Source organism: uncultured Shimia sp., assembly GCF_947493595.1.
Classification (GTDB): Bacteria; Pseudomonadota; Alphaproteobacteria; order Rhodobacterales; family Rhodobacteraceae; genus Shimia.
Map to the genome: position 1 here is coordinate 431,072 of NZ_CANLRL010000003.1, position 26,679 is coordinate 457,750.

25 protein-coding genes are annotated in these 26,679 nt (G+C 58.4%); 13 read left to right on the plus strand and 12 right to left on the minus strand.

The features are described 5' to 3' along the window. Nucleotides 1-2: 2 nt before the first annotated feature. The 3 genes from Q0955_RS10985 to Q0955_RS10995 form a co-directional block, all read right to left on the minus strand. Nucleotides 3-1,205 (minus strand): UbiH/UbiF family hydroxylase, encoded by a 1,203-nt coding sequence (locus Q0955_RS10985; protein WP_299424220.1) that lies wholly within the window; start codon nt 1,203-1,205, stop codon nt 3-5. 62 nt (nt 1,206-1,267) lie between these two features. Next, entirely contained in the window at nt 1,268-1,474 is a 207-nt protein-coding gene (locus tag Q0955_RS10990) for a hypothetical protein (RefSeq protein WP_299424222.1), read from the minus strand. 214 nt (nt 1,475-1,688) lie between these two features. Then, the gene (locus Q0955_RS10995) at nt 1,689-2,333 is read right to left on the minus strand and encodes a pyrimidine 5'-nucleotidase (RefSeq protein ID WP_299424224.1); all 645 of its coding nucleotides are present in this window, start codon (nt 2,331-2,333) and stop codon (nt 1,689-1,691) included. A 126-nt stretch (nt 2,334-2,459) separates the two neighbouring features. On the opposite strand from Q0955_RS10995, the gene Q0955_RS11000 reads away from it, so the two are divergent. Beyond that, a complete protein-coding gene (locus Q0955_RS11000) occupies nt 2,460-3,098 on the plus strand; it encodes a GntR family transcriptional regulator (protein ID WP_299424225.1) in 639 nt (212 codons plus the stop codon). On the opposite strand, the gene Q0955_RS11005 is transcribed toward Q0955_RS11000, so the two are convergent. Continuing rightward, entirely contained in the window at nt 3,099-5,054 is a 1,956-nt protein-coding gene (locus Q0955_RS11005; protein ID WP_299424227.1) for a glycosyltransferase family 2 protein, read from the minus strand. 113 nt (nt 5,055-5,167) lie between these two features. Beyond that, entirely contained in the window at nt 5,168-6,322 is a 1,155-nt protein-coding gene (gene carA, locus Q0955_RS11010; protein ID WP_299424229.1) for a glutamine-hydrolyzing carbamoyl-phosphate synthase small subunit, read from the minus strand. Nucleotides 6,323-6,504: 182 nt separating this feature from the next. On the opposite strand from carA, the gene Q0955_RS11015 reads away from it, so the two are divergent. Beyond that, nucleotides 6,505-6,975, plus strand: a complete 471-nt coding sequence (locus Q0955_RS11015) for a GatB/YqeY domain-containing protein (RefSeq protein ID WP_299424230.1) — start codon at nt 6,505-6,507, stop codon at nt 6,973-6,975. Nucleotides 6,976-7,036: 61 nt separating this feature from the next. Here the strand turns inward: Q0955_RS11015 and Q0955_RS11020 are convergent, their stop codons facing one another. The 4 genes from Q0955_RS11020 to Q0955_RS11035 form a co-directional block, all read right to left on the minus strand. Continuing rightward, nucleotides 7,037-7,627, minus strand: coding sequence for a hypothetical protein (locus Q0955_RS11020; RefSeq protein WP_299424232.1), 591 nt, complete (start codon nt 7,625-7,627; stop codon nt 7,037-7,039). 88 nt (nt 7,628-7,715) lie between these two features. After that, complete coding sequence (locus Q0955_RS11025; RefSeq protein WP_299424233.1) at nt 7,716-8,522, minus strand: phytanoyl-CoA dioxygenase family protein; 807 nt, start codon at nt 8,520-8,522, stop codon at nt 7,716-7,718. Between the two features lie 64 nt (nt 8,523-8,586). Then, the gene (locus tag Q0955_RS11030) at nt 8,587-9,411 is read right to left on the minus strand and encodes an IclR family transcriptional regulator (protein WP_299424235.1); all 825 of its coding nucleotides are present in this window, start codon (nt 9,409-9,411) and stop codon (nt 8,587-8,589) included. Between the two features lie 40 nt (nt 9,412-9,451). Then, nucleotides 9,452-11,104 (minus strand): long-chain-fatty-acid--CoA ligase, encoded by a 1,653-nt coding sequence (locus Q0955_RS11035; RefSeq protein WP_299424236.1) that lies wholly within the window; start codon nt 11,102-11,104, stop codon nt 9,452-9,454. Between the two features lie 191 nt (nt 11,105-11,295). On the opposite strand from Q0955_RS11035, the gene Q0955_RS11040 reads away from it, so the two are divergent. Genes Q0955_RS11040 through Q0955_RS11050 form a run of 3 tightly spaced genes read left to right on the plus strand, consistent with a single transcriptional unit; the run spans nt 11,296 to nt 15,644 of the window. After that, nucleotides 11,296-13,380 carry a 3-hydroxyacyl-CoA dehydrogenase NAD-binding domain-containing protein gene (locus tag Q0955_RS11040; RefSeq protein WP_299424237.1) on the plus strand — a complete coding sequence of 695 codons (2,085 nt, stop codon included), beginning with the start codon at nt 11,296-11,298 and terminating at the stop codon, nt 13,378-13,380. A gap of 4 nt (nt 13,381-13,384) precedes the next feature. Further along, nucleotides 13,385-14,572: an acyl-CoA dehydrogenase family protein gene (locus Q0955_RS11045; protein ID WP_299424238.1), complete on the plus strand. Its 1,188-nt coding sequence runs from the start codon at nt 13,385-13,387 to the stop codon at nt 14,570-14,572. 1 nt (nt 14,573) lies between these two features. Then, a complete protein-coding gene (locus Q0955_RS11050; RefSeq protein WP_299424239.1) occupies nt 14,574-15,644 on the plus strand; it encodes an acyl-CoA dehydrogenase family protein in 1,071 nt (356 codons plus the stop codon). A gap of 50 nt (nt 15,645-15,694) precedes the next feature. On the opposite strand, the gene Q0955_RS11055 is transcribed toward Q0955_RS11050, so the two are convergent. Then, complete coding sequence (locus Q0955_RS11055; RefSeq protein ID WP_299424241.1) at nt 15,695-16,150, minus strand: YHS domain-containing (seleno)protein; 456 nt, start codon at nt 16,148-16,150, stop codon at nt 15,695-15,697. A 255-nt stretch (nt 16,151-16,405) separates the two neighbouring features. On the opposite strand from Q0955_RS11055, the gene Q0955_RS11060 reads away from it, so the two are divergent. Continuing rightward, a complete protein-coding gene (locus Q0955_RS11060; protein WP_299424243.1) occupies nt 16,406-17,170 on the plus strand; it encodes a transporter substrate-binding domain-containing protein in 765 nt (254 codons plus the stop codon). Nucleotides 17,171-17,241: 71 nt separating this feature from the next. On the opposite strand, the gene Q0955_RS11065 is transcribed toward Q0955_RS11060, so the two are convergent. Continuing rightward, nucleotides 17,242-18,444, minus strand: a complete 1,203-nt coding sequence (locus tag Q0955_RS11065) for an acetyl-CoA C-acyltransferase (RefSeq protein WP_299424244.1) — start codon at nt 18,442-18,444, stop codon at nt 17,242-17,244. A 75-nt stretch (nt 18,445-18,519) separates the two neighbouring features. Further along, nucleotides 18,520-19,002, minus strand: a complete 483-nt coding sequence (locus Q0955_RS11070) for a MaoC family dehydratase (RefSeq protein ID WP_299424246.1) — start codon at nt 19,000-19,002, stop codon at nt 18,520-18,522. Between the two features lie 264 nt (nt 19,003-19,266). Here Q0955_RS11070 and Q0955_RS11075 point away from each other — a divergent pair, with 264 nt between their 5' ends. The 7 genes from Q0955_RS11075 (at nt 19,267) to uvrC (ending at nt 26,677) form a co-directional block, all read left to right on the plus strand. Then, complete coding sequence (locus tag Q0955_RS11075; protein WP_299424248.1) at nt 19,267-19,791, plus strand: carbon monoxide dehydrogenase subunit G; 525 nt, start codon at nt 19,267-19,269, stop codon at nt 19,789-19,791. Nucleotides 19,792-19,954: 163 nt separating this feature from the next. Continuing rightward, a complete protein-coding gene (locus Q0955_RS11080; protein ID WP_299424249.1) occupies nt 19,955-20,878 on the plus strand; it encodes an ABC transporter ATP-binding protein in 924 nt (307 codons plus the stop codon). Next, nucleotides 20,875-21,636 (plus strand): ABC transporter permease, encoded by a 762-nt coding sequence (locus Q0955_RS11085; RefSeq protein ID WP_299424251.1) that lies wholly within the window; start codon nt 20,875-20,877, stop codon nt 21,634-21,636. Before Q0955_RS11080 ends, Q0955_RS11085 begins: the two co-directional genes overlap by 4 nt. A 114-nt stretch (nt 21,637-21,750) precedes the next feature. Continuing rightward, nucleotides 21,751-22,548 (plus strand): S49 family peptidase, encoded by a 798-nt coding sequence (locus Q0955_RS11090; protein ID WP_299424253.1) that lies wholly within the window; start codon nt 21,751-21,753, stop codon nt 22,546-22,548. 172 nt (nt 22,549-22,720) lie between these two features. Further along, nucleotides 22,721-23,671 carry a calcium/sodium antiporter gene (locus Q0955_RS11095; protein ID WP_299424254.1) on the plus strand — a complete coding sequence of 317 codons (951 nt, stop codon included), beginning with the start codon at nt 22,721-22,723 and terminating at the stop codon, nt 23,669-23,671. 17 nt (nt 23,672-23,688) lie between these two features. Then, nucleotides 23,689-24,441: an SDR family oxidoreductase gene (locus Q0955_RS11100; protein ID WP_299424256.1), complete on the plus strand. Its 753-nt coding sequence runs from the start codon at nt 23,689-23,691 to the stop codon at nt 24,439-24,441. Nucleotides 24,442-24,802: 361 nt separating this feature from the next. After that, the gene (uvrC, locus tag Q0955_RS11105) at nt 24,803-26,677 is read left to right on the plus strand and encodes an excinuclease ABC subunit UvrC (protein WP_299424258.1); all 1,875 of its coding nucleotides are present in this window, start codon (nt 24,803-24,805) and stop codon (nt 26,675-26,677) included. The last annotated feature ends 2 nt before the right edge of the window (nt 26,678-26,679 follow it).

Consider the following 26,679-nt stretch of genomic DNA (forward strand, 5'->3'; position numbering starts at 1 on the left):
GGTTAGCGCACGCCCAGCCCCATTTGCATCAGCGTTTTGCGGACAGGTCCAAGCGAATAAAGCGCGTTCAAGCCAAGGGCGCGGGCGTTGCGCAGAGGTTGGGCTTCGGCCATGGAGGCACGGTTTAGCAGGTCGATGCCTTTTACGCGCAGTTTGACCTCGGTGAAGCGTTTGCGGTGATAACGCTCCAGCATGCGGTCACTGCCCAGATCGGACGGGTCAGCTTTGACCAGTTCCAAAAGAACCCGCATATCGCCAAGGCTCATGTTCAGACCCTGCGCACCGATGGGGGGCACGACGTGGGCGGCTTCGGCGACCAGCGCGAGGCGTTGGCTGTAGAGCCGGTCAGCGGATTGCGAAATGATGGGCCAGATGGTGCGGTTGGACGCCAGCGTGAGCGGGCCAAAGAGAGCGCAGCTGCGCTCCGTCATTTCCGCTTCAAAGTCCGCCTTCTCCATCGCAAAGAGCTCTTGCGCCCGCGGGCCGCGTTCCATCCAGACCAAAGCTGAAGAGGGCATGCCGTTGTGGTCCGGCAGGGGGACAAGCGTGAAAGGCCCGCCGGAGCGGTGGATTTCGGTAGAGACATTGGCATGCGGGATTGGGTGTGTCACGGCCAGCGCGAGCGCTTTTTGCCCGTAACGCGTGGTTTTGGTGCCGATGCCTGCGGCTTCGCGCATCGGGGAGTTGCGGCCATCAGCGGCAATCACCAGACGGGCGCGGGTTTGGCTGCCATCCGACAGGCCAACGCGGGCCTCATGTGTGCGGGTGAACAGTGTGGTTGTGCCACAGCCCATGCGCAGATCGACGTTGGGCAACTCTTCCAGGCGGGCGATCATTTCGCGGCGCAGGAGCCAGTTTGGCAGGTTCCAGCCAAAAGGCTGTTCAGAGATGTCGGAGGCGTCGAAGTCTTTTACGATGCGCGGCTCAGCCACTTCGCCGCCTGCATCGACAATGCGCATGATTTGAAGCGGGGCGGCGTGGGCATCGAGACGTTGCCAAAGACCAGCCTCTTCCAACAGCGTGCGGGCCGGTTGCAGGAAGGCTGTTGTGCGCATGTCGGCGCCAGCCGCGTCCCGCTCGGTCACTGGCGGGGCCGGGTCGACGCATTGCACGGAAAATCCAGCTGCGCCAAAGGCAGCGGCGGCAGTCAATCCGGCGATGCCGCCGCCGGAAATCAGGATGTCCACTTGGGTTGTCTCAGTCATGGCAAAGGCCTCCTGCGCGGCACCTTACGCCTGGCTCAAACCAGTTCCAAGGGGATGAAATGTCACCCGCGTGAAATCAGGATCAGGGCGAGGTAAACCACGGGAACCAAAGCCACAGCCGGGAGGTAGAGGCCCGGTACGCCAAACATGGCAACCGAGGTGCCCCAGAGGGCGACAAGCAGGGCGATGCCAGTCCAAACCCAGGTGGCCGGGTCCAGTTTGGTTTTGGTTTTTGGAGCGGAAATGTCTGACGCAGAGGCGAGGCTCATGATGGCAGTCCTTTACAGGGCCCGCGCCGGGGGGGGGCGGGGAACAGGGAGGATAACGCTAAAAGATAGCACTGTGGGACACGACACTGCCGCGCTCCCCCGATCCATCAGACCTGTCAGAAAGGCTCTCCTGCCGCATGCGTTAGATATTCATCTGGGTTGCATGTTTAAACTGGCACCTTGTCGCACTGCGACCACATGCCCGACCCGACTTTTAGCGTAGTTTTGACAGAAAAGCCGTGAGATCGTCAGTGTGGAAGTGGATGTGATCGTGATCCAGCGGATCCGGAGCGACATGTACGGTGCGCATGCCCATGTCGTGCGGCGCTTGCAGGTTACGCGGATCGTCTTCGAACATGGCGGCGGTTTTGGTGTCCACGCCGTCTTTTGCAAAAATGGTTTCAAAGGCAGCGCGTTCCGGCTTGGGCAGGAAGTTGGCGTGTTCAACGCCGTAGATGGCGTCAAACAAGTCATCCAACCCACGGGACGCCAAAACGCGCTCCGCGTAAGGCGCCGTGCCGTTGGTGTAGACAATGCGGCGGCCGGGCAGCTCTTTGATGTATTGTGCCAGCAGGTGATCGGCCTGCATGTGATCCAGCGAGATGTCGTGCACATCAATCAGGTAGGGTGCGGGGTCAACATCATGCTCGCGCATCAGTCCGGTGAGCGTGGTGCCGTAGCGCGCCCAATAATCTTGACGCAACTGGTTCGCCTTGGGGCGGTCCACGCCCAAAGCGTTCATCACGTAGTTGGTCATCCGCACCTCGATCTGATCAAACAGGCGGGCTTCGGGCGGATACAGGGTGTTGTCGAGATCAAACACCCAAGTTGTGACATGTGAGAAAGACTGCTTTGGCATAGGTGGGTGATACGCGGCGCGGAAGTCTGGTGCAACGGGGAAACAGATTCTTCAATGCGCCGTTGGGGTTGCATCAAATGGTGCAGCGCGTAGTCTGGCCTGCAAGACAATAAAGGACCGCGCCAGATGTCGCAGACGACCCGCCCGAACAAAGACGCCTATACGCTGATTCTCGAAGCGATCGATGTGGGTGTGTACAAACCCGGTGACCGGTTGGTGGAGAGCGATCTGGCGGAGAAATTTGGCATGTCGCGCACCCCGATCCGCGAAGCGTTGCAGCGGCTGGAGACACAGTCTTTGTTGGCGCGGGATGGGCGCAGCTTGATTGTGAACTCACTGGATCACAACCAGATGGCCGAGTTGTATGTGGTGCGAGGCGAGCTTGAGGGCTTGGCGGCGCGACTGGCGGCACATCATGCAACGGCGGAAGAGGTTCAGGTATTGCAGGACATGGTGACCGCCGACAAAGAGCGGGTGGATGATCCATCAGCATTGGCGCGCTCCAACCGCCGGTTTCACAAGCAGATCCATTTGGCGAGTCACAACCGGTATCTGGTGCAGCAATTGGATCTGGTACACCGCTCAATGGCATTGATGGCGACCACGTCGATTGCTGTGGAAGGGCGCGGCGAGGACACTCTGGTGGAGCATCAGGCGATTGTGGATGCGATCACCGCACGCGATGGCGACGCGGCAGATGCGGCCCTGCGGGCGCATATTTCGACTGCCTTTGTGACGCGTTTGAAGCAGGAAAACTCCGAGTAATCAGTCACCGTTGCTCGCATGGCAGGGGCTGTGGTCTATGGCCTCGGCGGTTTTGCCGTGGCTGGTTTTGTCCCAGTAGAATGGGGCGAGGACCATTTCGATCAAGCCTTTGTAGGCCGCCAGCGTGGCCAGCGGGAAATAAAGCAGCATAGATAGGATCCATAGGTAGAGACGGGGGCGTTTGCTTTTGTGGACGGCGGTGATCCAGAGCGCGCCGTTGGTGGTGCCGGATAGCAGCAGTGTGGCGACGAGGATCAGCAGGGTTTCCCGTGGCATCGTCTCGGTCAATGGATGAGGCAGGCCAAAGGCAGCGCCCCAGAGCAGCCACAGGAAAGGGGCCAACAGAAACTGGCTGATTGTGCAGAGGAAGAGCGTCTGGAAGCCGAGAAATTGCCATGGGCCGAGGTCGCGCCATATCTGGCGTGGGTTGCGCATGTGTACGATGTAGGTGGCCATGTAGCCTTTGAGCCAGCGCGAACGCTGCCGGATCCACGGGATCACATGGCAGTTGGCCTCTTCTTTGGTGATGGTGGGGATGAGCTCCGTGCGATAACCGCGTCGGGCGAGGCGCATGCCAAGATCCGCGTCTTCGGTGACGTTGTGACTGTCCCAGCCGCCCACCTCTTCGATGACGTGTCGGCGCAAAAACAGTGTGGTGCCGCCCAGCGGGATTGGAAGTCGCAGGCGCTTTAAAGCGGGCAGCACCAATCGAAACCAAGCGGCATACTCAATGGAAAAGCAGCGGGAGAGCCAGTTGGTATAGGGGTTGTAATAGTCCAGAACGCCTTGCAGGCAGGCCACCTCCGGGGCGGAATGGGCAAAATGATACGCCACATGTTCCAACTGATCCGGGGCGGGGGCGTCTTCAGCGTCCCAAATGCCAATGATCTCGCCGCGGCAAAACGGTAGGGCATAGTTGAGCGCGCGGGGTTTGGTGGTGATGCCGGCGCCAGTGGGCACCTCGACCACGCGCATCCAGCGCGGCAGACGGGTTTGGGCGATGGTGGCTTGGGTGAGTTGATCTTTTTCTTCGAGCACCAGAACCACATCCAAAAGGGCGCGGGGATAGGTCAGGCGTGTAAGCCGGCGGATGAGGGCGGTGGCGATTTCGGTTTCCCGATACAGTGGCACCATTACCGAGATACGGGGCAGACGTGCGCGGCGGCCGTTGCGGGTGAGGTGGGCAGGTAGGGTAAACGGCGCGGCGGCGGACCAGCGCAGCGGAGGGATCGGCGGTGTTCCCTCTTTGGACCAGAGGTGAAAGCAGAGAGCCGCGACGCGCAGGCTGGTGGCGGCTATCAGGGTGACAATGGTCCACCAAGTGAGCAGGTGCAGTGCCAGGTTGGGAATGGGCACGGCGGCAAATACCAGGAGGAGCAACAGGCTGACAAACAGGCAGTGACGCAGAGCTTTGCCATGGGCAAAGCGGCGGCAACTCTCGACTTCCGGCACACATGACTCGGCGGCTTCGGTCAGGGCGCGGCGGTGATGTAGGGCAACATGTGCTTGCAGCTGCTTGGCATCGGTAAGCGCAAAAAGCGACTCGCGCAGATGGGGAGGCAGGACGGCGCGCAGGTCATCGAGATGATCTGCGCGGCCGGTAACCAAAATAACGGTGCCGCCAATCTTGGCCCAAGGCAGCACGTTGTGCTCGAGGCAGAAGGCGGGCGGCAACAGGTCCGCCGCCGACTCTGAGGGGGGCGTGCGGGTCAGGTCGACTTGGCGCAGATCTTCGGATTGGGCTTTGAAGCTCCGGAAGGCCGCATTTGTGACCCAGCCTTGGGCGGTCAGGATTTCAGTAAGGGTGGCATTCCAGGACGATTGGCAGCGCAAGGCGAAGAACAACTGCCATGGGGTGACCAAGCCGGCTTCGATCAGGGCGCGGGCCAACGGCAGTCGCGCCGCGTCTTGCGGCTGATGTCGTTTGGGGGATTGCTGAAGGGGCGTGGTGCCCATACCGCACACCTAACTCGCTAAAACACACCGTTTCAGCCTGTGCGCGTATGGTTAATGCAAGGTTAACGTATGGCGGGATTGCCGCCATACGTCGGGATTTCCAGACCTGTGGTTCAAGCGCGTGCGGCCATGGCGGCGGCAAAGTTCTCAAAGAGGTAGAAGCTGTCCTGTGGGCCGGGGGAGGCCTCTGGGTGGTGCTGCACGGAGAACACCGGACGATCCGCGAGGCGGATGCCGCAGTTGGAGCCGTCAAACAGGGACACGTGGGATTCCACCACACCTTCGGGCAGGGTTTGTGCGTCCACTGCAAAGCCGTGGTTCATAGAAGTGATTTCCACTTTGTCGGTGTCATGGTCTTTCACAGGGTGGTTTGCCCCGTGGTGGCCGTGATTCATTTTGATGGTTTTTGCCCCCAGCGCCAGCGCCAGCATTTGGTGACCCAGACAGATGCCAAACACCGGAATGTCAGCTTTCAGAACCTCTTGGATCATCGGTACGGCGTATTCACCGGTGGCTGCCGGGTCGCCCGGGCCGTTGGAAAGGAACACGCCATCTGGCTTGTGTGCGAGCACCTCTTCGGCGGTTGCTGTGGCTGGCAGCACGGTCACGTCACAGCCAACAGAGGCCAGGCAACGCAGGATGTTGCGTTTGGCGCCAAAATCCACGGCCACAACTTTGTGCTTTGGGTCGGTCAGCTTTGGGTAGCCATCTGGCCATGCCCAGCGCATCTCGTTCCAGTGGTAGCTTTGTGCGCAGGTGACTTCTTTGGCCAGGTCGAGACCTTCCAAACCGGAGAAAGCACGCGCCTTGGCAACCAGCGCCTCGGTGTCAAACTCGCCATCCGGGTTGTGCGCCAGAGCCACATGCGGTGCGCCTTGTTGGCGGATCGCGCGGGTCAGGCGGCGGGTGTCGACACCGCCAATGGCAATGCGGCCACGAGAGGCCAGCCAGTCAGACAGGGTGTTCACGGAGCGCCAGCTGGACGGTGTGGTTGGATCCCACTTCACCACCATGCCAGCGGCAACGGGATCAGCTGTTTCGTCATCTTCCGGGGTCACGCCGGTGTTGCCGATGTGCGGGAAGGTGAAGGTCACAACCTGGCCAGCATATGATGGGTCGGTCATGATCTCCTGATAACCGGTCATGGCAGTGTTAAAGCAGAGCTCCGCCACTGTTTCGCCGGTGGCGCCAAAGCCACGGCCGTAAAACAGAGTGCCATCAGCAAGAGCGAGGCAGGCGGTCGGGTGATCGGGGGTCGATGCGGTCATGGGCGAGTCTCCGGCTGGCAAATTGGCCGATGCATATGTCGGCGCGTCACGGGCGTCAAGCAGATGTGTGTTCTCAATGACCCCTTATTTTAAAGGGCTTCTTCAAAAAATGCGATGGTTGCGAGTCACGAGGCGTTTATATAAGGTCTCATGCTTATGTTTGACAGCAATTGGCAAGAAGAATGGCACTCAGAGAAGACATCAACAGCGCGCTGAAACAAGCGATGCGTGACCGCGCGGCGGACCGGCTCTCCACTTTGCGCCTGATCATGGCTGCGATCAAGGATCGGGACATTGCGGCGCGTGGCGAAGGTGAAGAAGGCAGCAGCGGCGTGTCGGATGCAGATATCCTGTCGATTCTCGCCAAGATGGTGAAGCAACGTCAGGAAAGTGCACGCACCTATGAAGAAGGTGGGCGACTGGATCTGGCAGAACGGGAACTGTCCGAGATCACCATCATCGAAGAATTCCTGCCCAAGCAACTCAGCGATGACGAGATTGTCGAAGCGGTAAAAGCGGCTGTGGCCGAAGTCGGAGCGGAATCCATCCGTGACATGGGCAAGGTCATGGGCGCGCTGAAGGCGAAATACACCGGCCAGATGGATTTTGGCAAAGTGGGGCCAATGGTGAAAGACCAACTCGCCAACGGGTAAGTTGATCGTGTGAGATTGGAAACGGCCTCGCCTGAAATGGCGGGGCCGTTTTTGTTGAGGGTCAGTCCACAACCCCTGCACCGGTGAAGCCACATTCATCCATGGCTTTCACATAAGCCGCGGTGAAACCGTCCAGAAAGAAGCTGGAAAACACGTGTCCCCCAACTACCGCGTCGAGTTGGTGGTTCTTGCGCATGGCGCGCAGCACCCATTGGCTGTCGGGGTGGTCAAAGCGGAAAAAGGCGTGGGCAAAGCCGTCTTCGTCAAAATATCCGCTGACAACGGCGTCCATGCTGTCTTCGTCATCAAAGCGGATGTAAACGGCTTGACCGTCCTGCATCACGGTTGGGTAGCCACGGATGGCGTGCTCGCTGACTGAAACACCTGGAAAATAGCGGGGAGGACCGCCGTCGCCGTTGCTGATTTCGATGCTCAGGGTTGGTTCACCGTCTCCGCCGGTAAGGGCCGTACACGTGCGCCGCAGGTCTTCGCCGGTGTCGATGGTTTCGGCAAACACGCGCCAGGAGCCGTATTCCCAAAAGCCACTGTCAATTGGGGTGGGGACTGGCGGTGGTGCGCTGTTGGATGGCGCTTGTGCCGGGGCGGTGGTGTTGGCGGTGAAGGCCAAAAGGCCAACGGCAAAAAGCTTCATAAAAATGTGTCCCTGTTCTGTCTTGTGGCAGAGTTTCAGAAAAACCCTGCCAAACCTTTGACGAGAATAAAGCTTTAGGGTGCTTTTCCTAGGATTGATTTGAGGATGCTGGCCACAGCTCTGGGAACCAATCCTCACGCAGCTTTTGGCCTTCGGTCATGTTGTGGCCGGGGAAAGGCGGCGAGGTGGGGCCGGAGCGTTCGACATAGCGGGCATCATCCCCAAGCAGGCGCAGAGAAAAGGCACGGCGGCGCTTGGTGGCGGTGTTGCCTCGGGCGCCGTGTAAAATATGATAGTTGAAGGCCACTGCGTCGCCCGGCTCCATTTCCCATTCCAGCACGCGCATGCCCTCTGCGTCCGGATCGGGGATCGGCATGTAGGCATCTTCGTTGGGGAAAAAGCTCTCCTCGCTGACCCAGCGCGTGGGCAGCACAGGTTTCTCCCATTTGTGGCTGCCAGCCACCATGCGCAGTGTGGCGTCTTTCACCGGATCAAGCGGCGACCAGAAGCTGATGGTTTGCTGGCCTTCGACAAAGTAATAAGGCCCATCGGTGTGCCAGGGTGTGGCCATGGAGGTGCCGGGTTCTTTCACCAACACGTGGTCGTGGAACATCTGCACGGTTTGCGACTGCATCAGTTGCGCGGCGACCTCGGCGGCCTCGGAGGTTTCGATCACCTCCTGAAACTCCGGGATGCGCTGCCAGTTGCAGTAGTCGTCAAAGAAGCGGCCGGTTTGTCCCGCTTTCTCGTTGTTGGACGCATAGGGGCCGGGATCGGCCATGTTGCGCTCCACCCCTTTGCGCAGGAGCTCGATGTGATCCGCAAACAATCCGCGGATTAGGACAACCCCGTCCTGCTGATAGGTTTCGATGTCTTTGGCTGTGACCGTGATCATGATTTTGCCTCCCCAAAACTGCGACGAGCACGTTGGGGTGGGACAGAAAAACCGTCAAGTGGTTTTAGACCTGGGTGGCGTGCAGACGAAGCGACTGTGCGATTTGGAGCAAGCGCGGGCCAAGGTCGTTTTCCATGCGGTCTTTGGTTAGAAACGGGGCAGGGCCGCCAAGGTTTAGGGCCATGTCTGGTGCGGCGTCGCTTGGCAATGGGAAGGGCACCGCAAGGGAATGCACACCTTCGTGCCAGTCGCCATAGTTCACGTAGAAGCCTTTTTCCGCGATCTGCGCGGCGGCGGCGTTGATGCCGTCGAGAATGGCGGGCCAGCGCTCCGGGCCGTGGTGCTCGGACAAAGCTTCAAGGATTTCGGCACGCTCGTCTGGTTTGCAGCCAGCGATATAGGCACGACCCATGGCGGAGCGGGCCAGGGAAATACGCGAGCCAACGCCGAGTTGCAGCGACATCATGCCTTGGTCAGCACGGGCGCAGGCGAGGTAGGTCACGGTGTGATCATCCCGCGCACCAAGAGCGACTTGCACGCCATCACCGGCGTAGTCGGCGAGGCGTTGCATGTGATCTTTGGCGGCGTCGCGGATCGGCATGGAGCCAAGGCAGGCAAATCCAAGGCTCAGCGCAGGTACACCGATGCGGTAGCGGCCGGTCTGGTCATCATACAGCAGGTAGCTGGTTTGCAGCAGGGTGTAGGTCAGGCGTGAGATTGTCGAGTTGGGCAGGCCGGTGCGTTCAGCAATGTCGCGATTGGACAGGCCCGCGCGGTCACGTGGGCGGAAGCAGCGCAGCACATCGAGACCGCGCGACAAAGCAGTGACAAACTGACGGTCTGTTTCGGGGGCTGGGGTGTCGCTGGCGAGAGGCGTACGTTTTCTCATTGGGTTGTGTCTATTTCCGCATGGTGGAATTTTCTATGCGTCATGAGAGCTCTTTCCACAAGACCTTGCCGACGCCGGATTTGGGCAATGCGTCGATGAATTCCACAATGGTGGGGCATTTGTAGGCGCTCATCTGGGTTTTGCACCATGTGATGATGGCGTCTTCTGTGAGGGAGTCGCGGGCCTCGGCCTGAGGCACCACAAAGGCTTTCACACATTCGCCGCGCCGAGCGTCTTTGGCGCCGACCACGCAGCATTCGGCGATCTCGGGATGATGCAGCATCAGCATTTCGATCTCCGCGGGCCAGACTTTGAAGCCTGCGGCGTTGACCATGCGTTTTACACGATCGACCATGAAGAAGTAGCCATCGGTGTCGCGGTAGCCGATGTCACCGGAGCGGAAAAACGGCACTCCGTCGATTTCCACAAAGGCCTCGGTGGTGGCTTCGGGGCGTTGCCAGTAGCCGGTGAAGTTCTGCGGCGCGTGCATGACAATTTCGCCTACTTCGCCATGCGGCAGCTCAGTGTCGCCGCCGATTTCCAGAACGCGGCTGTCGACCTCAAAGATGGGCTGGCCCAGGCACTGGCGTTTGGGCGCGTCAATCGGATTGATGTGCGTGGCTGCCATGGTTTCCGACAGTCCGTAGCCTTCGATGTAGTCTAGCCCGGTCATGTCTTTGAGGCGTTTGGCAATGGCGTCTGGCATGGCTGCACCGCCGCCACCAATCATCTCCAGCGTGGAGAGGTCGTAGCTGTCAAAATCCGGATCGTTCACAAGATCAATCGCCATGGTGGCAATCGAGCGCCAGCGGGAGATTTTGTAGCGTTGGATCAGTCCAGCGGCCAGTTTGGAAGACCAGCGCGGCAGGATCACGTTGCGCCCGCCGGTGAGGATCGGTCCGCACATGCCGCCAACCAATCCGGTGACATGGAAAAACGGCAGTGCGGCGAGGTGGACGGTGTTTTCATGTGGCGGGTTCCAGAGCGTGCTGGCGTGAAGAGAGGCCAGAAACGTGCGGTGAGTGTGCACGCAGCCTTTAGGCTGGCCGGTGGTGCCGGAGCTGTAGGGGATGACGGCAAGGTCATCGCCGGTGGTGTTGCGGGGGGCGGGCACATGGCCTGCGTCCAGTGCCGATTGGAAGCCGGTGATGCCATGGGCCTCGACCTCTTGTTCCGACATGGCCTGCGCCAGATTGGGCGGGGTCAGGTCAAAGTCGGCTTGGCCCATATCGGTCATGCGGGTGCCGATCAGGGTTGTGAGGTCGCCATGCCTGAGGGCAGGCAAGATGTGCTCCGACAGCTCCAAGGCGCAGATCGCGATTTTGGCACCGGTGTCTTCGACGAGATAGTTGATCTCCGTCTGTTTGTTCATCGGGTTCACGGGCACCACGGCGCCGCCGGCGCGCAGGATGGCAAAGAAGCTGATGATGTATTGCGGGCAATTCTGTGTGTAGAGCAGCACGCGGTCGCCTTTGGTCAGGCCGACGTGTTGCAGATAGCCTGCCAGTGCGGTCACGCGGGCGGCGATGTCACGGTAAGTATAATCGGCACCGTTGTAGGTGACTGCAATACGGTTGCCCCACTTAACCGCAGCCTCATCCATGCTGATATCAATCGGCTGGTCTGGCTGCGCAAAGGTCCAGTCTTTGCCGGTGGGCCAGAAATCCGGGATGCGGGCGTTTGGGTGGGGCATGGGGCCGTCCTTTGATCTTGCATGTCCGCACGGGGCGTAAGCCAGCCTAGCGTGGCTTTGCGGGATTTTAGCGGGAAATTTTGGACAAGTGTCGTCGCGTCGTTTTTTTCCGCAGGGATGCGAAACAGATGTTCGCATGGCGGAAGCCACCGTAGACTGGGGGCAACAGTTATATGCGAGGGAGGCTCACGATGGGCGAGAAAAAGGTCACCGTGGAATTTGTGGAAGATGTGGCGTTGATCTGCATCAACAACCCGCCGGTGAACGCCAGTGGCGTGGCTGTGCGGCAGGGGATTGTCGATGCTTTGGAAGAGATCAAGACAGCGGGTTCCGCGAAAGCGATTGGTCTCTACTGCGCGGGCCGGACGTTTATTGCCGGGGCGGACATCACCGAGTTTGGCAAGCCGCCGCTGGAGCCGGGTTTGCCCAAGGTCTGCAACATCCTTGAGGACAACGAAACGCCAATTGTGGCGGTGATCCATGGCACGGCGCTGGGCGGTGGGTTGGAAACCGCGATGGGCTGTCACGCGCGGGTGGCGGTGCCTTCGGCGAAGGTGGGCCTGCCCGAGGTGCTTTTGGGGATTCTGCCGGGGGCCGGTGGCACACAGCGCGCACCGCGGTTGGCGGGCATTGCCAATGCGTTGGACTTGATCCTGTCCGGGCGCCATGTGCCTGCGAAGGACGCGTTGGAAATGGGGCTTGTGGATCGCATCGACGAGGGAGAGCCGCGCGATGTGGCTTTGGCGGCGGCGAAAGATGTCGTGGCGGGCACGCTGGCGACGCGCCGGACCGGTGAGTTGACCACCACGCCGGATGATGCGGCGATTGAGGCGACCATGGCGGCGGTTCAAAAGAAGCACCCGCATCTGATTTCTCCGCAGAAATGTGTGGAATGCGTGGCGGCCTCGACTGAGGACTTCCAAGAAGGGCTGGCGTTTGAGCGGGCGCGGTTCATGGAGTGTTTGCCGTCGCCGCAATCCAAAGGCTTGATCCACGCCTTCTTTGGTGAGCGGGCTGTGGCCAATATCCCGGAAAGGAAAGCGCAGGCGAGGGATATCGGGTCCATTGGTGTGATTGGCGGCGGGACCATGGGCTCCGGCATTTCCACATCAGCTTTGATGGCGGGGCTACCGGTGACATTGATTGAAGTGTCACAGGAAGGCTTGGATCGTGGCGTTGCGACCATCACCGGCAATCTGGATGGCGCGGTGAAGCGCGGTAAGATGAGTGCGGAAAAGCGCGATGCAGCGCTGGCCAAGCTGACGGCGTCTACCGAGATGGAGAGCCTCGCAGAGGTCGATCTGGTGATCGAGGCGGTGTTTGAGAAGATGGAGATCAAGAAAGAGATCTTCACCAAGCTGGATGCAATTTGCAAAGACGGCGCGGTGTTGGCGTCTAACACGTCCTATCTCGACGTGAATGAGATTGCGGCGATGACCAAGCGACCACAGGATGTGTTGGGGCTGCATTTCTTCTCGCCTGCGCACATTATGAAGCTGCTCGAGGTGGTTGTGGGTGAGAAGTCCGCGCCGGAAGTTGTGGCAACGGGTTTTGCGCTGGCCAAGAAGATGCGCAAAGTGGCTGTGCGGGCTGGCGTGTGTGATGGATTCATCGGCAACCGTATTCTGGGGCACTACCTGAAAACCGCGAGTTATCTTGTATTGGACGGGGCGCACCCGGATCAGGTGGACAAGGCGCTGGAGAGTTTTGGCTTTGCCATGGGGCCGCACCGTGTGGGTGACCTTGCGGGGCTGGATATTGGTTACATGACCCGCAAGCGGTTGGCGGCAACGCGTCCAGCGGAAGAGCGCTATGGCGGGGCGATTGCTGATCGGCTGAGCGAGAACGGCTGGAACGGGCGTAAGACCGCCAAAGGCTATTTTGTTTATGAAGGCCGCGAGACGCTGGAGAACCCGGACCTGAACGCTATCATCGATGAAGAGCGCGCCAAAGCAGGCATCACGCCACGGGCGTTTAGCGATGAGGAAATTGTTGAGCGCTACATGACTGCGATGATTTCGGAGGCCACACGTGCGGTTGAAGATGGCATTGCGCTGCGGCCAGTGGATGTCGATGTGGTGTTCTTGATGGGCTATGGCTTCCCGCGCTTCCGGGGTGGGCCGCTACATTATGCCGACACTATTGGCGCGGCAGAGCTGGTGAAGCGGATTGAGGCCTACGGCCAAGAGGACGCGCATTACTGGCAAGTGCCTGCGTTGCTTCGGAAAATGGCCGAGGATGGCGGCAGCTTTGCAGATTTGAACAAAGGGAAGTGATGCCATGGACCTGAGCTATTCCAAAGAAGACCTGGCGTTTCGCGATGAGGTGCGGGCGTTTCTGGCCGAGCACCTGCCGGAAGAGGTTTCCAGCGCGGTGCGCTCCGGAGGTGAACTGACCAAAGCGATGATGGAAGAGTGGCACGCCATTCTGAACACGCGTGGGTGGTTGGCGACGATCTGGCCCAAAGAGTTTGGTGGACCAGGTTGGAGCCCGGTGCAGAAGCACATCTTTGAGGAAGAATGCTGTCGGGCTTACGCGCCGCGCATTGTGCCCTTTGGCCTGAATATGCTCGGGCCGGTGCTGATCAAATTTGGGTCCAAAAAGCAGCAAGACCATTACCTGCCGCGTATTTTGGACGGCACCGATTGGTGGTGTCAGGGCTATTCGGAACCCGGCGCGGGGTCGGATTTGGCCTCGCTCAAGACCAAGGCCGAACGCGATGGTGAGGAGTGGGTGATCAATGGGCAGAAGACCTGGACCACCCTGGGGCAGCATGCCGATTGGATTTTCTGCCTGTGTCGGACCGACCACGATGTGAAGCAACAGGCGGGCATCAGCTTTATCCTTGTGGATATGGCGACGCCAGGCATCGAGGTGCGTCCGATCAAGTTGATCGAAGGCGGGCATGAGGTGAACGAGGTGTTTTTCACCGACGTGCGGGTGCCGATTGGCAACCTTGTTGGAGAGGAAAACAAAGGCTGGACCATTGCCAAGTTCCTGCTGACCCATGAGCGGACCGGTATTGCGGGTGTTGGCTTCTCCATGCAGGCGTTGGAAGAGGTCAAGAGCATTGCGCGCTCGACAATGCGCGGTGCGCGGCCGTTGATTGAAGACCCACTGTTTGCGGCGCGGATTGCGCAGGCGGAGATTGACCTTGAGGCGATGAAAATCACCAACCTGCGGATGCTGTTCAAAGCGCAGGAGCAGGGCGCGCCGGGGCCGGAGACTTCGTTGTTGAAAATCAAAGGCACGGTGATCAATCAGGAACTCAAAGACCTTGCTCGGCGCGCACTTGGCCCGGCGGCGACGCCGTTCCCCGGCCACGTGAGTGAAGGCAACCTGATGTTTGGGCCAGCCGATACTGAGCACAACGCGGCGCGGTATTTCAACAACCGTAAGACGTCGATTTTTGGTGGGTCCAACGAGATCCAGCGCAATATTGTGACCAAAACCATGCTGGAGCTTTGAGATGGACTTTAATCTGACCGAAGATCGCCAGATGTTGGCAGATACGTTGGGCCGGTTTTTGGGTGAGAAATACCCGGTCGAGCATCGCATTAAGGTGGCCTATGACGCACCATTTCAAGATCCCGCGCTGTGGGATCAATTGGTCGAGTTGGGGGCGCTGTATGCGCTGGCGCCTGAGGATGCCGGCGGTATGGGCGGCAGCGGATTTGATATTTCCGTTGTGTTTGAGGCGCTTGGCAAGTCGCTGTGTCCGGAGCCTGTATTGGGTGCGATGATGGCCTCGCGTATTTTTGCGGCAGCGGGGGCGGATCAAGAGACGTTGCTGACGGGTGCGACCAAATATGCCGTTGGGATCACCGAGATTGATGCGCCTTATGAGCTTGATCAGATCTCCACGGTGGCCACGGCCAAGGGGGATGGCTTCGCGCTGTCCGGGCGCAAGTCGACGGTTTACGGCGGGCAGGTGGCCGATGTGGTGCTGGTGGCGGCCAAACATGGCGGCGGATTGGGTGTGTTTGCGGTGAACGCGCGCGATGCCGATGTGACCGGTTACGGCATGATGGACGGCGGTGGTGCGGCCGAGGTGCTGCTTGATGACACGCCCGCGACGTTGGTCTTGGCGGACGCCTCTGCGGCACTGGAAGACGCTGTAAACGCAGGGATCGTTGCACTATGTGCTGAAGCTGTGGGCGCGATGGATGTGACACATGCGACCACGGTGGATTACCTCAAGCAGCGCAAGCAGTTTGGCATTCCGATTGGTAAGTTTCAGGTGCTGCAGCATCGCGCGGTGGACATGCTGACCGAAATTGAGCAGGCGCGCTCTATCACGATCAAGGCGGCGGCGGAGCTGGGTGGTGCGGATGCCAGCCGGTATGCGTCCATGGCAAAAAACATGATTGGTCGGGCGGCGCGTTTGGTGGGGGAAGAGAGCATTCAGATGCACGGCGGGATTGCCATGACCTGGGAATATGCGGTGAGCCACTATGCCAAGCGGTTGATCATGTTGGATGCCCAATTGGGTGATACGGATTACCACTTGAGCCAAGTAATGAAAGGCTATGCAACTTAAACGGTTGCCTCTAAACGAAAAGGCGCGCCCGAAGTGGCGCGCCTTTTTTGTTAGCCCAAGATGCCCGGCCAATTGGCGAGGCCTTTGGTGATGTTGCCGGGAATGTCCTGACGCCAGAGTTCCTGTGCGCGCAGGTTGGCGTTGAGATAGAGCACATCTTCGTGGATGGTCCAGGCTTCAGGGATGGTCGGCGCGAGGTAGCCTTTGGACGCGGCATAGGCGCAGTATCCGCCAAAGCGAGGGGCGTAAGCTTCTGGATTGGCTTGGAATTTCGCTGCGTTTTGCGCGGAAGCAAAGCGCCAGGTGGCCCCGTTCCAGTCCACCAGATTGGCGGCAGATCCCTCGACCGGTTTCTGCTCGCTGAAATAGGCCACTGGGTCATAGCCATTGATCGCGATGGGGTTTTGAAACACCTCCGGTTCGCGGGCCAAGGCGGCTTGGGGGGTGAGGGCGTAAGCCAAAGGTGTTGCTGCAAAAAGGCCTAGGGCGGCACGGCGTGTGAGCATGTTTGTTCCTCCTATGTTGGAGGCAATATACGGGTCAGTCGAGATTTGGGGAGGAGGTTTCACCCGGCTGTGATTGCCTGTGAGGGGAAAGTCAGGTGGATGTCGCTTGGATCGAGACACGTTTGACGGTGAGGTCAGTGAGTCCAAATCGGCCTTCAGTATGGATCCAAAACCAGAAATAAACGTCGTTTTAACGCCCTCAGTCGAGCGTTTTATCCAGCTTTGAAGCGCTTTCATATCTGGAGGATATTTGAAATGTTGAAACGTGTAATCTACGCCGCGACTCTGGCCTGCGCGACGGCAGCGACTGCGGTTACTGCTGCCCCAATCAAGCTGGTTCAGGATGAGGCGTATGCGCCCTACATGGGGCTGGAGAACGGGCAACCAACTGGAATCTGGGCCGAATTTATCAATGAAGCCTTGTCGCGCGTCGGAGGGGAATATGACGTGGTGCTGGAGGCCGTGCCTTGGTCGCGCGCTGTTAAATTGGTCGAGTCCGGGCAGGCACACGGTTTGATTGGAACCTACTATCGACCTGACTCCCGTCCGTGGATTGGAACGTATTCAACTTCGCCGGTGACCGAGAAAGTCTCTGTGTATTGCCGCGAAGGTGTGGCACAGTCGGATTGGGCTTATCCGGCCGATTTTGCTGGTCTGACCTTTGGCAATAACGCCGGGTTTGGCACACCGGGTAAGGCCTTTTTTGAAATGGTGGATGCCGGGACGATCACTTTACAAGAGGCACAGACCACTGAGCAAAATCTGAAGAAGCTCGAGAAAGGGCGCATTGATTGCTATGTACAGGAGCAGTTGGCGGCTGAAATGGTCATCAATGGCAAGGGCCTTGAGGGCGTGGTGCGCGTTTTGGACGCCTCTGCAGAGACCGCCCACATTGGGTTTCGCGCGGATTGGCAGGATGAAGAATCCAAAAAGTTCATTGCAGACTTCAACGCTGCTTTGCAATCCATGATGGATGACGGCACCGTGGAAGAGATTGTGTCACGCACGGTTGGTGGCTAGGACGGTCAAATCTGACTAAAAGGCGCAGTGCCCGATTGAGGCATTGCGCTTTTTCTTTTTAGGTTAGGAAGTTACAGAACTTCGAATAGGCCAGCTGCGCCCATGCCACCGCCGACGCACATGGTGCAGACGACGTATTTTGCGCCCCGGCGTTTGCCCTCGATCAGGGCGTGACCGACCATCCGCGCACCGGACATGCCGTAGGGGTGACCGATGGAAATGGCGCCGCCGTTGACGTTTAAGATCTCGTTTGGAATGCCCAGCACGCGGGCGGAGTGCAGCACCTGACAGGCGAAGGCTTCGTTGAGTTCCCAGAGGCCGATGTCGTCCATTTTTAAGCCATGGGCACTCAGCAATTTGGGCACAGCATGGATCGGGCCGATGCCCATTTCGTCAGGTTCCAGCCCTTCGGCCATCACGCCAACGTAACGGCCCAGCGGTTCAAGTCCTTGTTTTTCGGCCATTTTGGCTTCCATGATCACCGAGGCGGAGGCGCCGTCAGAGAGTTGGGAAGCGTTGCCGGCGGTGATGAATTGGCCTTCTTTGACCTGTTGCCCGTCTTTGAAGACGGGACTTAAGCCTTGCAGGTTTTCCAAGGTGGTAGACGGGCGGTTGCCCTCGTCTTTCTCAAGCGTCACCTCTTGAAAGGTCACCTCTTTGGTCTCTTTGTCCATCACGCCCATGGTGGAGGTCAGTGGCACAATCTCGTCGTCAAACCTGCCCGCGGCCTGTGCGGCAGCGGTGCGGTGTTGGGATTGCAGCGCGTAGGCGTCTTGATCTTCGCGGGTCACGCCGTAGCGTTCCGCGACGATCTCGGCGGTCTCCAGCATGGACATGTAGAGCGCTGGTTTGTGCTCCTTGATCCACGGATCCACGCGGCGGTCCATGCGCATTTTTTCGTTTTGTACCAAGGAGACAGACTCAACACCGCCGCCAATCGCCACGTCCATGCCATCGTGCACAACCTGTTTGGCCGCTGTGGCGATGGCCATCATGCCCGAGGCGCATTGGCGGTCGAGCGACATGCCTGCCACCGTCACTGGCAAGCCTGCACGGATCACAGCCTGGCGGGCGATGTTGCCGCCAGTGGCGCCTTGCTGAAGCGCAGCGCCAATGATGCAATCTTCGACTTCGTGGCCTTCCAAACCGGCGCGGGAGACCGCGTGAGAGACAGCGTGGCCGATCAGCTCTTGTGCCTGGGTGTTGTTGAATGCACCGCGGTAGGCCTTGCCAATTGGGGTGCGGGCGGTGGAGACAATGAGGGCGTCGCGCATGGGGGAAATGTCCTGATTTTTCACGTCGGTATTGCGTCTGTATCGCGGCTGTTATGCGGAGATGCGTTTTACGCCCTAGCTGGCCTGTGCGTAGGTCTCGACACCCTGTTCAAAGCGCAGATTTTTCCATTGTGCGACCAGTGCGGGTTTGTCTTCGCCCTTGATTTCGACGGTCACGTTCCACTGCATCTCGATCACACCGGGCTGCGGTTCGGAGTATTTTGCCAAGGTGAAGCGACCGCGAATTTCGGCGCCAGCTTTGACCGGGGCAACAAAACGGACGCGGTCAAAGCCGTAGTTGATGCCGGTGCTTTCCGCTTCGGTGCGGGGCACGGCGTTGGCGATCATCTGACTGAGCAAGGAGAGGGTGAGAAAGCCGGGGGCTACGGTGCTGCCGTAAGGCGTGTCTTTGGCCGCATCCGGATCTGTGTGAATATCCTGAGCTTCACCGGTGGCGAGGGCAAAGGCGTCAATCATGGCCTGGTCAATCTTGACCCATTTGGAGAGGCCAAATTCGCAGCCCACACCGTCTTCGAGTTTGAGGATTCTTGAAATCATATGACCGGCTCCCAACCCATCTTAGAATGAGAAATTCCGCAATGCAGAATATGCTTTCGCACCTGCCTAGAAGACGGGATTCGGAAGGGTCTGTCAATATGCGGAAGTTATTTCCGTTATGCGGAATTTGGCTGCGGGTGTTGTGATCGGGTGTGAATAGCGGTGACCCGACGCAGGGTGCACTATGTTACGACCTTGGTGTGCTTGCAGCGGTTTGTGCTTCTGCCTAGGTTGGCGAGGCACGCGCACAGGAGGAGAGCTGCCATGCATATGAGTGATCAACGCGAAATTGCGGCCCCGGTGGCTGACGTCTGGGCGGCTTTGTTGAGCGCGGACAGCCTGCTCAATTGTGTGCCTGGCGCCAAAGAAGTGACCGGCAATGCCGAAGAGGGCTTTGAGGCTACGGTGGTGCAGAAGGTCGGGCCGGTGAAGGCAACCTTCAAAGGTCAGGTTGCCTTGTCCAATATGGTGGAGGGCGAGAGCCTGACCCTGACCGGCGAGGGCAAGGGCGGTGCGGCGGGCTTTGCCAAAGGCGGCGCGGATGTGACGTTGGCGGCCAGCGAGACCGGTACGTTGTTGAGTTACGAGGTGGACGCCAAGGTGGGCGGCAAGTTGGCGCAATTGGGCAGCCGATTGATTGACGGGTTTGCCAAGAAGATGGCGGATCAGTTTTTCACCAATTTGCAAACCTCGCTGGAAGGGCCTGAAGAAGAGGCGGAAGAGGCTGCGGATGCAGGGGCCGAAGAGGCGCCCAAAAAGAGCCTGTTGAAGCGTATGACTGGCGGCTGATGCGGGTTCTGCATCAGGAGTTTCTCTAACAGATTGCGCCACCGGGCTTGTAGAGCCGTGCGGTGGTGCACATATCCCTCTGAAAATTTGTGCACTTGGCGCGGTTTATCCAACTGATAGGGTGGCGCGTTCAAAAGGTGCAGACCGGAAGAGGGAGCCGGCGGTGATTGTAGACATAAAAGATTTGCGCAAAACCTACAAAGGTGGGTTTGAGGCGCTCAAAGGCGTGACCTTGGGCATCAAAGAGGGCGAGATTCTCGCGCTTCTGGGTCCTAATGGTGCGGGGAAAACCACACTTATTTCCACCATTTGCGGGATCACCAACCCGAGCTCTGGCTCGGTGACTGTTGGCGGGCATGATGTGGTGACGGACTACCGCGCGGCGCGGTCAATGATTGGGTTGGTGCCACAGGAGATCAACCTGGAGCCGTTTAACAAGGTGATTGACGTGGTCACCTACTCGCGCGGCCTGTTTGGCAAGAAGGCCAACCCGGCGAAGATTGAGGAAATCCTCAAGCAGCTGTCACTCTGGGACAAAAAAGATGCGCGGGTGATGATGCTGTCTGGCGGCATGAAGCGGCGGGTGTTGATTGCCAAGGCGCTCAGCCACGAGCCGCGGGTGTTGTTTTTGGATGAACCGACTGCGGGCGTGGATGTGGAACTGCGCAAGGACATGTGGGATGTGGTGGCCAAGCTTAAAGAGCAAGGCGTGACCATCATTCTGACCACCCACTACATTGAAGAAGCCGAGGCGATTGCCGATCGTGTGGGCGTGATTAACGGTGGCGAGCTGCTGCTGGTTGAGGAAAAGGCCGCGTTGATGCAGCGCTTAGGGCAGAAAACGCTACAAGTTGACCTGCAAGCGCCGGTGGAGCGCGTGCCGGAGAGCCTGGCGGGCTACGACCTTGAGCTTGCGGAGGATGGTCATGCGCTGCGCTATCACTACGACACCACAGGCGAGAGCACAGGCATTACGCGGCTCTTGGGCGATATCAGCGCGGCAGGGTTGCAGTTGAAAGATTTGCAGACGGAGCAGTCGAGCCTTGAAGACATCTTTGTTGGTCTGGTGAAGGAGGACGCGGCATGAACTATACGGCTGTATGGGCAATCTACTCCTCGGAAATGGTCCGGTTTTTCCGAACCATCGCGCAGAGTTTCATTTCGCCGGTGATTTCCACGTCGCTGTATTTTGTGGTGTTTGGCGCCGCGATTGGCAGCCGGATCGATCAGGTGGAAGGCGTGAGTTACGGCGCGTTTATTGTGCCGGGGCTGATCATGTTGTCGGTGATGACGCAGGCGCTCTCAAACGCGTCTTTTGGCATCTACTTTCCCAAGTTCATTGGCACGGTCTACGAGCTTTTGAGCGCGCCAATCAGTTTCTTTGAGATTGTGCTTGGCTTTGTCGGAGCTGCGGCCACCAAAGCGCTGTTTATCGGCGTGGTGATCCTGGCGACAGCGTCATTGTTTGTCGATGTGCCGATCACCCATCCTTGGGCGATGGTGCTGTTTTTGGTGCTGACCTGTGTCAGCTTCTCGCTGTTTGGCTTCATCATTGGGGTCTGGGCAGGCAACTTTGAGCAATTGCAGCTGATCCCGCTGCTGGTGGTGACGCCGCTGGTGTTCCTTGGCGGATCGTTTTACTCGATCTCGATGTTGCCGGCGATTTGGCAGAAAATCACCTTGTTTAACCCGGTGGTGTACCTGATTTCCGGTTTCCGCTGGTCGTTCTTTGGCACCGCGGATGTGCCGGTGGGGCTGAGCCTGTTGGCGATCTTTGGCTTCACGTCGCTGTGCATGGTGATCATCTGGTGGATCTTCAAGACAGGTTGGCGCATTCGGGCGTAAGGTTTCAATGTGACGCGAGGTGACTCGCGTCACATCAGGATTTTTGATCACAAACATCGCTTTCCTGAGGGGCTTGCCTTGTGAAACGACCATGCGCGTTCTAAATGCCATGGGATGAAACGCTTAAACCCCTTTGCCAAAAAAGCGCCCACAGTGGCGGTTGTGCGCCTGCAAGGCATGATTGCCGCAGGCGGACGTGGACAATTGAACGATGCCACTCTGGCGCCGTTGCTGGAAAAAGCCTTCGCCAAAGGCAAACCTGCGGCGGTGGCATTGGAGATCAACTCTCCTGGCGGAAGCCCGGTGCAAAGCGCGCTAATTGGCAGCCGTATCCGGCGCTTGGCGGAGGAAAAAGACGTTCCCGTGATTGCCTTTGTTGAGGATGTGGCCGCGTCAGGCGGCTATTGGCTCGCAGCGGCGGCGGATGAGATTTACGCAGACGAAAGCTCGGTTGTCGGCTCGATTGGGGTGATCTCCGCCGGGTTTGGCGCCAATGTGTTCCTGTCGCGTCAAGGCATCGAGCGGCGGGTGTATACCGCTGGTGAAAGCAAATCGATGCTGGATCCGTTTAAGCCGGAAAACGCCGAAGATGTGGTACGGCTCAAGCGGATGTTGGAGCAAATTCACCAAAACTTCATCGCCCATGTGCAAACACGGCGGGATGGAAAACTTGCGGACAATGACGACCTGTTCACCGGAGAAATCTGGATTGGGTCGCAGGCCAAAGAGGTTGGTCTGATTGACGAGATTGGCCATTTGGTGCCGGTTCTGAAGGCGCGCTTTGGGGACAAAGTGAAGCTGCGCCGCTATGGCGTAAAACGGTCTATGTGGCAGCGTTTTGGGGCATCACTCGCCCAGGATGCGGTTGCGGGCATCGAAGAGCGGGCGCAGTTTGCGCGGTTTGGGCTCTGACGTGCTGGTAAAGATTGTCTCTCTGTTTCTGGTTGGCATGGCGGTGCTCGCGATGTTTGGCAAGCTCCGGTTTCCCGGACAGAAGCAGTTGCAATCCAAGAAATGCACTAAGTGCGGGCGCTTTAAAATTGGCAAGGGGCCGTGCCCCTGTCGGAAGGACATGGGGTAAAGTATGGAATGGTTGCTGGTATCGCTGGGATTGGTGATCCTGCTTCTGGCGGGGGACGCGCTGGTACGTGGCGCGGTGAACCTGTCGCTGCGGATTGGGATTCCGGCGCTGATCGTCTCCTTGACGATTGTGGCCTTTGGTACCTCTGCGCCTGAACTGCTGATTTCCCTGCAAGCGGCGCTGAAAAACGCGCCAGGTATTGCGATTGGTAACGTTGTAGGCTCCAACATCGCCAACATTCTGTTGGTGTTGGGCATCCCTGCCATTTTGGCACCAATCCACACCAGTCACTGCAACTCCAAGCGCAACTTTATCATGATGATTGCAGCCTCTGTGCTGTTTATTGCTTTGGCCGCTGACGGCTTCTTCCGCATGGGTAATGGCCTTGTGCTGTTGGGGGCGTTGGCATTGGTATTGGGTAGTGCGTTTTATCAGGCGCGCTGTCACAAAAAGGCGGAAGCCGCTGCGGTGATGGACGAGGAAGAGGTTGAGGGTGCGGACCCGGACATGCCGTGGTGGCGCATCATTGTCTTCCTTCTGCTTGGCTTGATTGGTCTGCCTTTGGGCGCTGATCTGATGGTCGACAATGCCGAGATCATTGCCCGCCGCTACGGTGTGAGTGACACGGTGATTGGTCTGACGCTGATTGCGCTTGGCACGTCTTTGCCGGAGCTGGCCACCACTGTGATGGCCGCATTGCGCCGTCAGGCGGATGTGGCGCTGGGCAACGTGATTGGCTCCAACATGTTCAATCTGTTGGCCATCATCGGCATTACCTCGATTGTGCACCCTATTCGCGTCGACCCGGACTTTTTCGACTTTGACTTCTGGGTGATGTTGGGGGCGTCGTTCATGTTGTTCCCTTTTGTCTTCCTGAAAAAAGACATCACACGCATCTGGGGTGTTATTCTCACCGCACTCTATCTAGCCTATATATTGATTACCCTGACCTGACTTAAGCGGAGGCTGACATGGCGCGGGCATTGGTGACTGGCGCCGGACAGCGGCTTGGACAGGCGATGGCAATTGCGCTGGCAGGGCGTGGCTACGACGTGGCGGTGCATTATGCGACGTCTGATGATGGGGCGGCAGACACGCTGAACGCGATTGAGGCTCATGGGCAAAAAGGCGTGGCGCTGCAGGCGGATCTGTTGGACGAGACGCAGGCCAGTGCTTTGTTTGCGCAGAGTGTGGCGGCGTTGGGCGGACCCATAACCTGTTTGATCAACAATGCGTCGATCTTTGAGGACGACACCCTTCAGTCGTCAACCAGAGAGAGTTGGGATCGCCATATGGAGAGTAACCTGCGCGCGCCTTATGTTTTGACCCAGTTGATGGCGCAGCAGGGGCTCAAGGCGTCTTTGGACGCGGCCGGCGAACCGGTGGCGGCTGGGTTGGTGGTGAACATGCTGGATCAGCGAATTCGCAACCTGACGCCGGAGTATTCAACTTATACCTTGGCGAAGATGGGGCTGTGGGCGCTGACACAAACAGCGGCGCAGGGATTGGCCCCGGACATTCGGGTGAACGGCATCGCGCCGGGACCCACGCTGCGGGGCGCGCACCAGAGCGTTTCGGAGTTTGCCAACGAGCGACACGGAACGGTTCTTCGGCGGGGCGTTGGCCCGCAGGATATAGTCGCGGCTTTGGCTTATCTGTTGGAGGCACAGGCTGTCACAGGGCAGGCAATTTGTGTGGATGGCGGGCAACATTTGACGTGGTGAAACGCCAGAAGAGGCTTTGCCGCATGGTTGGCTGATTGCGGTAACGGAGTGCCAAATTCTGAGCCAAACACGCATATCAGAGATAAGTTTTGCACCGGTCACAGTTCCGTTACATAAATTTTACTTTTTCTTAATGATTTCAACGATTTGCTTCGTGGATAAAAAAGTTCTCTTTAAAATCAATGCGTTAGTTTTGTGCCTAATTTTTAAGCACTGCGTCGAAAGCAGCCAAAAACAAGGGAAATCCTCGGAAGCCATAAAGATATCTTCAGACTTATCCACAGTTTCGGTGGATTTGTTTATGCTTGCTTCTGCCCCGTCAAGATTGCAGCCCGACCAAAAGAATCATATTTGAGAACTCATGAGTGAAGACAGCCCTGCAGTCCCCGAAGGCCCGACGGGACACGAATGTATACATAGCTATCTGAAAACACTGGACGGATCGCCCGGTGTTTATCGCATGCTCGATGCGCAGGCGCGAATTCTCTACGTTGGTAAAGCGCGCAATTTGCGGGCGCGGGTTTCCAATTATGCGCGGCCTTCTGGGCATTCCGGGCGGATCGCGCGGATGATCTCTGAAACATCGTCGATGATGTTTCTGACCACCAAGACGGAAACCGAGGCGCTGCTGCTTGAACAAAACCTGATCAAGCAGCTGAAGCCGAAGTACAACGTGTTGCTGCGGGATGACAAAAGTTTTCCGAATATTCTGGTCAGTCGAGCGCATGGGTATCCGCAGATCAAGAAACATCGCGGGGCCAAAAAGGAAAAAGGCAATTACTACGGACCGTTTGCCAATGCCGGGGCGGTCACCCGGACGTTGAGTCAGCTGCAGAAAGTGTTCTTGCTGCGTAACTGCTCAGATGCGCAGTTTGAGAGCCGGACGCGGCCATGTTTGCTGTTTCAGATCAAGCGCTGCTCTGGACCTTGTGTCGGGCGGATTTCGGAAAGTGACTATGCCGAAAGCGTGCGGGATGCGGAGCGGTTTTTGTCCGGACGCTCAACGCAGATACAAGAGACCTTGGCCAAGCAGATGCAGGCTGCCTCTGATGCGATGGAGTTTGAGAAAGCGGCGACGTTACGAGATCGCATTCGGGCGTTGACCTCGGTGCAAACAACGCAAGGCATCAATCCGCGCGGCGTGGCAGAAGCGGACGTGATTGCGCTGCATCTGGAGAAGGGGCAGGCCTGTGTGCAGGTGTTCTTCATCCGGGCCAATCAAAACTGGGGCAACCGGGATTTTTATCCGCGTGTTGGGGCGGATGTGGAGGCGGCAGAGGTGCTGGAGGCCTTCATAGGTCAGTTCTACGACGGCAAGGAGCCACCGCGGCAATTGATCCTGTCACATGCGATCGAAAATGCGGCGCTGATGGCGGAGGCGCTGGGGTCCAAGGCCGGGCGCAAGGTCGAGATCACCGTGCCCCAGCGCGGCGAGAAGGCGGAACTTGTGGAAGGCGCTGCCAGAAATGCGCGGGAAAGCCTGGCGCGCAAGATGAGTGAGACCGCCACGCAGGCAAAATTGCTGCAAGGTGTGGCGGAAGCCTTTGATCTGGACGGGCCACCGCAGCGGATTGAGGTCTACGACAACAGCCACATTCAAGGCACCAATGCGGTGGGTGGCATGATTGTCGCTGGTCCCGAAGGCTTCATGAAAAACAGCTATCGCAAGTTCAACATCAAGGGGGATGACATCACGCCGGGGGATGACTTTGGCATGATGAAAGAGGTTTTGAATCGGCGGTTTAAGCGATTGCTGAAGGAAGACCCGGATCGTGACAAAGGCATGTGGCCGGACCTGTTGTTGATCGATGGCGGTGCCGGGCAGGTGAGTGCGGTGCGCGAGATCATGGAAGAGTACGGCGTCGAGGATGTGCCGATGGTCGGCGTGGCCAAAGGCGTGGATCGGGACCACGGCAAAGAGGAATTCCACCGCGTTGGCAAAAGCGTGATGGCACTGCGCCGAAATGATCCGGTTTTGTATTTTGTGCAACGGTTGCGCGATGAGGCGCACCGGTTTGCGATTGGCACACACCGGGCTAAGCGAGCCAAAGCCGTGGGGACCACGCCGCTGGATGATGTGCCGGGCGTGGGCGCGACACGAAAGCGGGCTTTGTTGGCGCATTTTGGCAGCGCCAAAGCCGTGAGCCGCGCCAATTTGGCGGATTTGAAAGCCGTGGAGGGCGTCTCTGACAAGCTGGCGGAGACAATCTACGACTTTTTCCACGAAGGAAGTTAAAC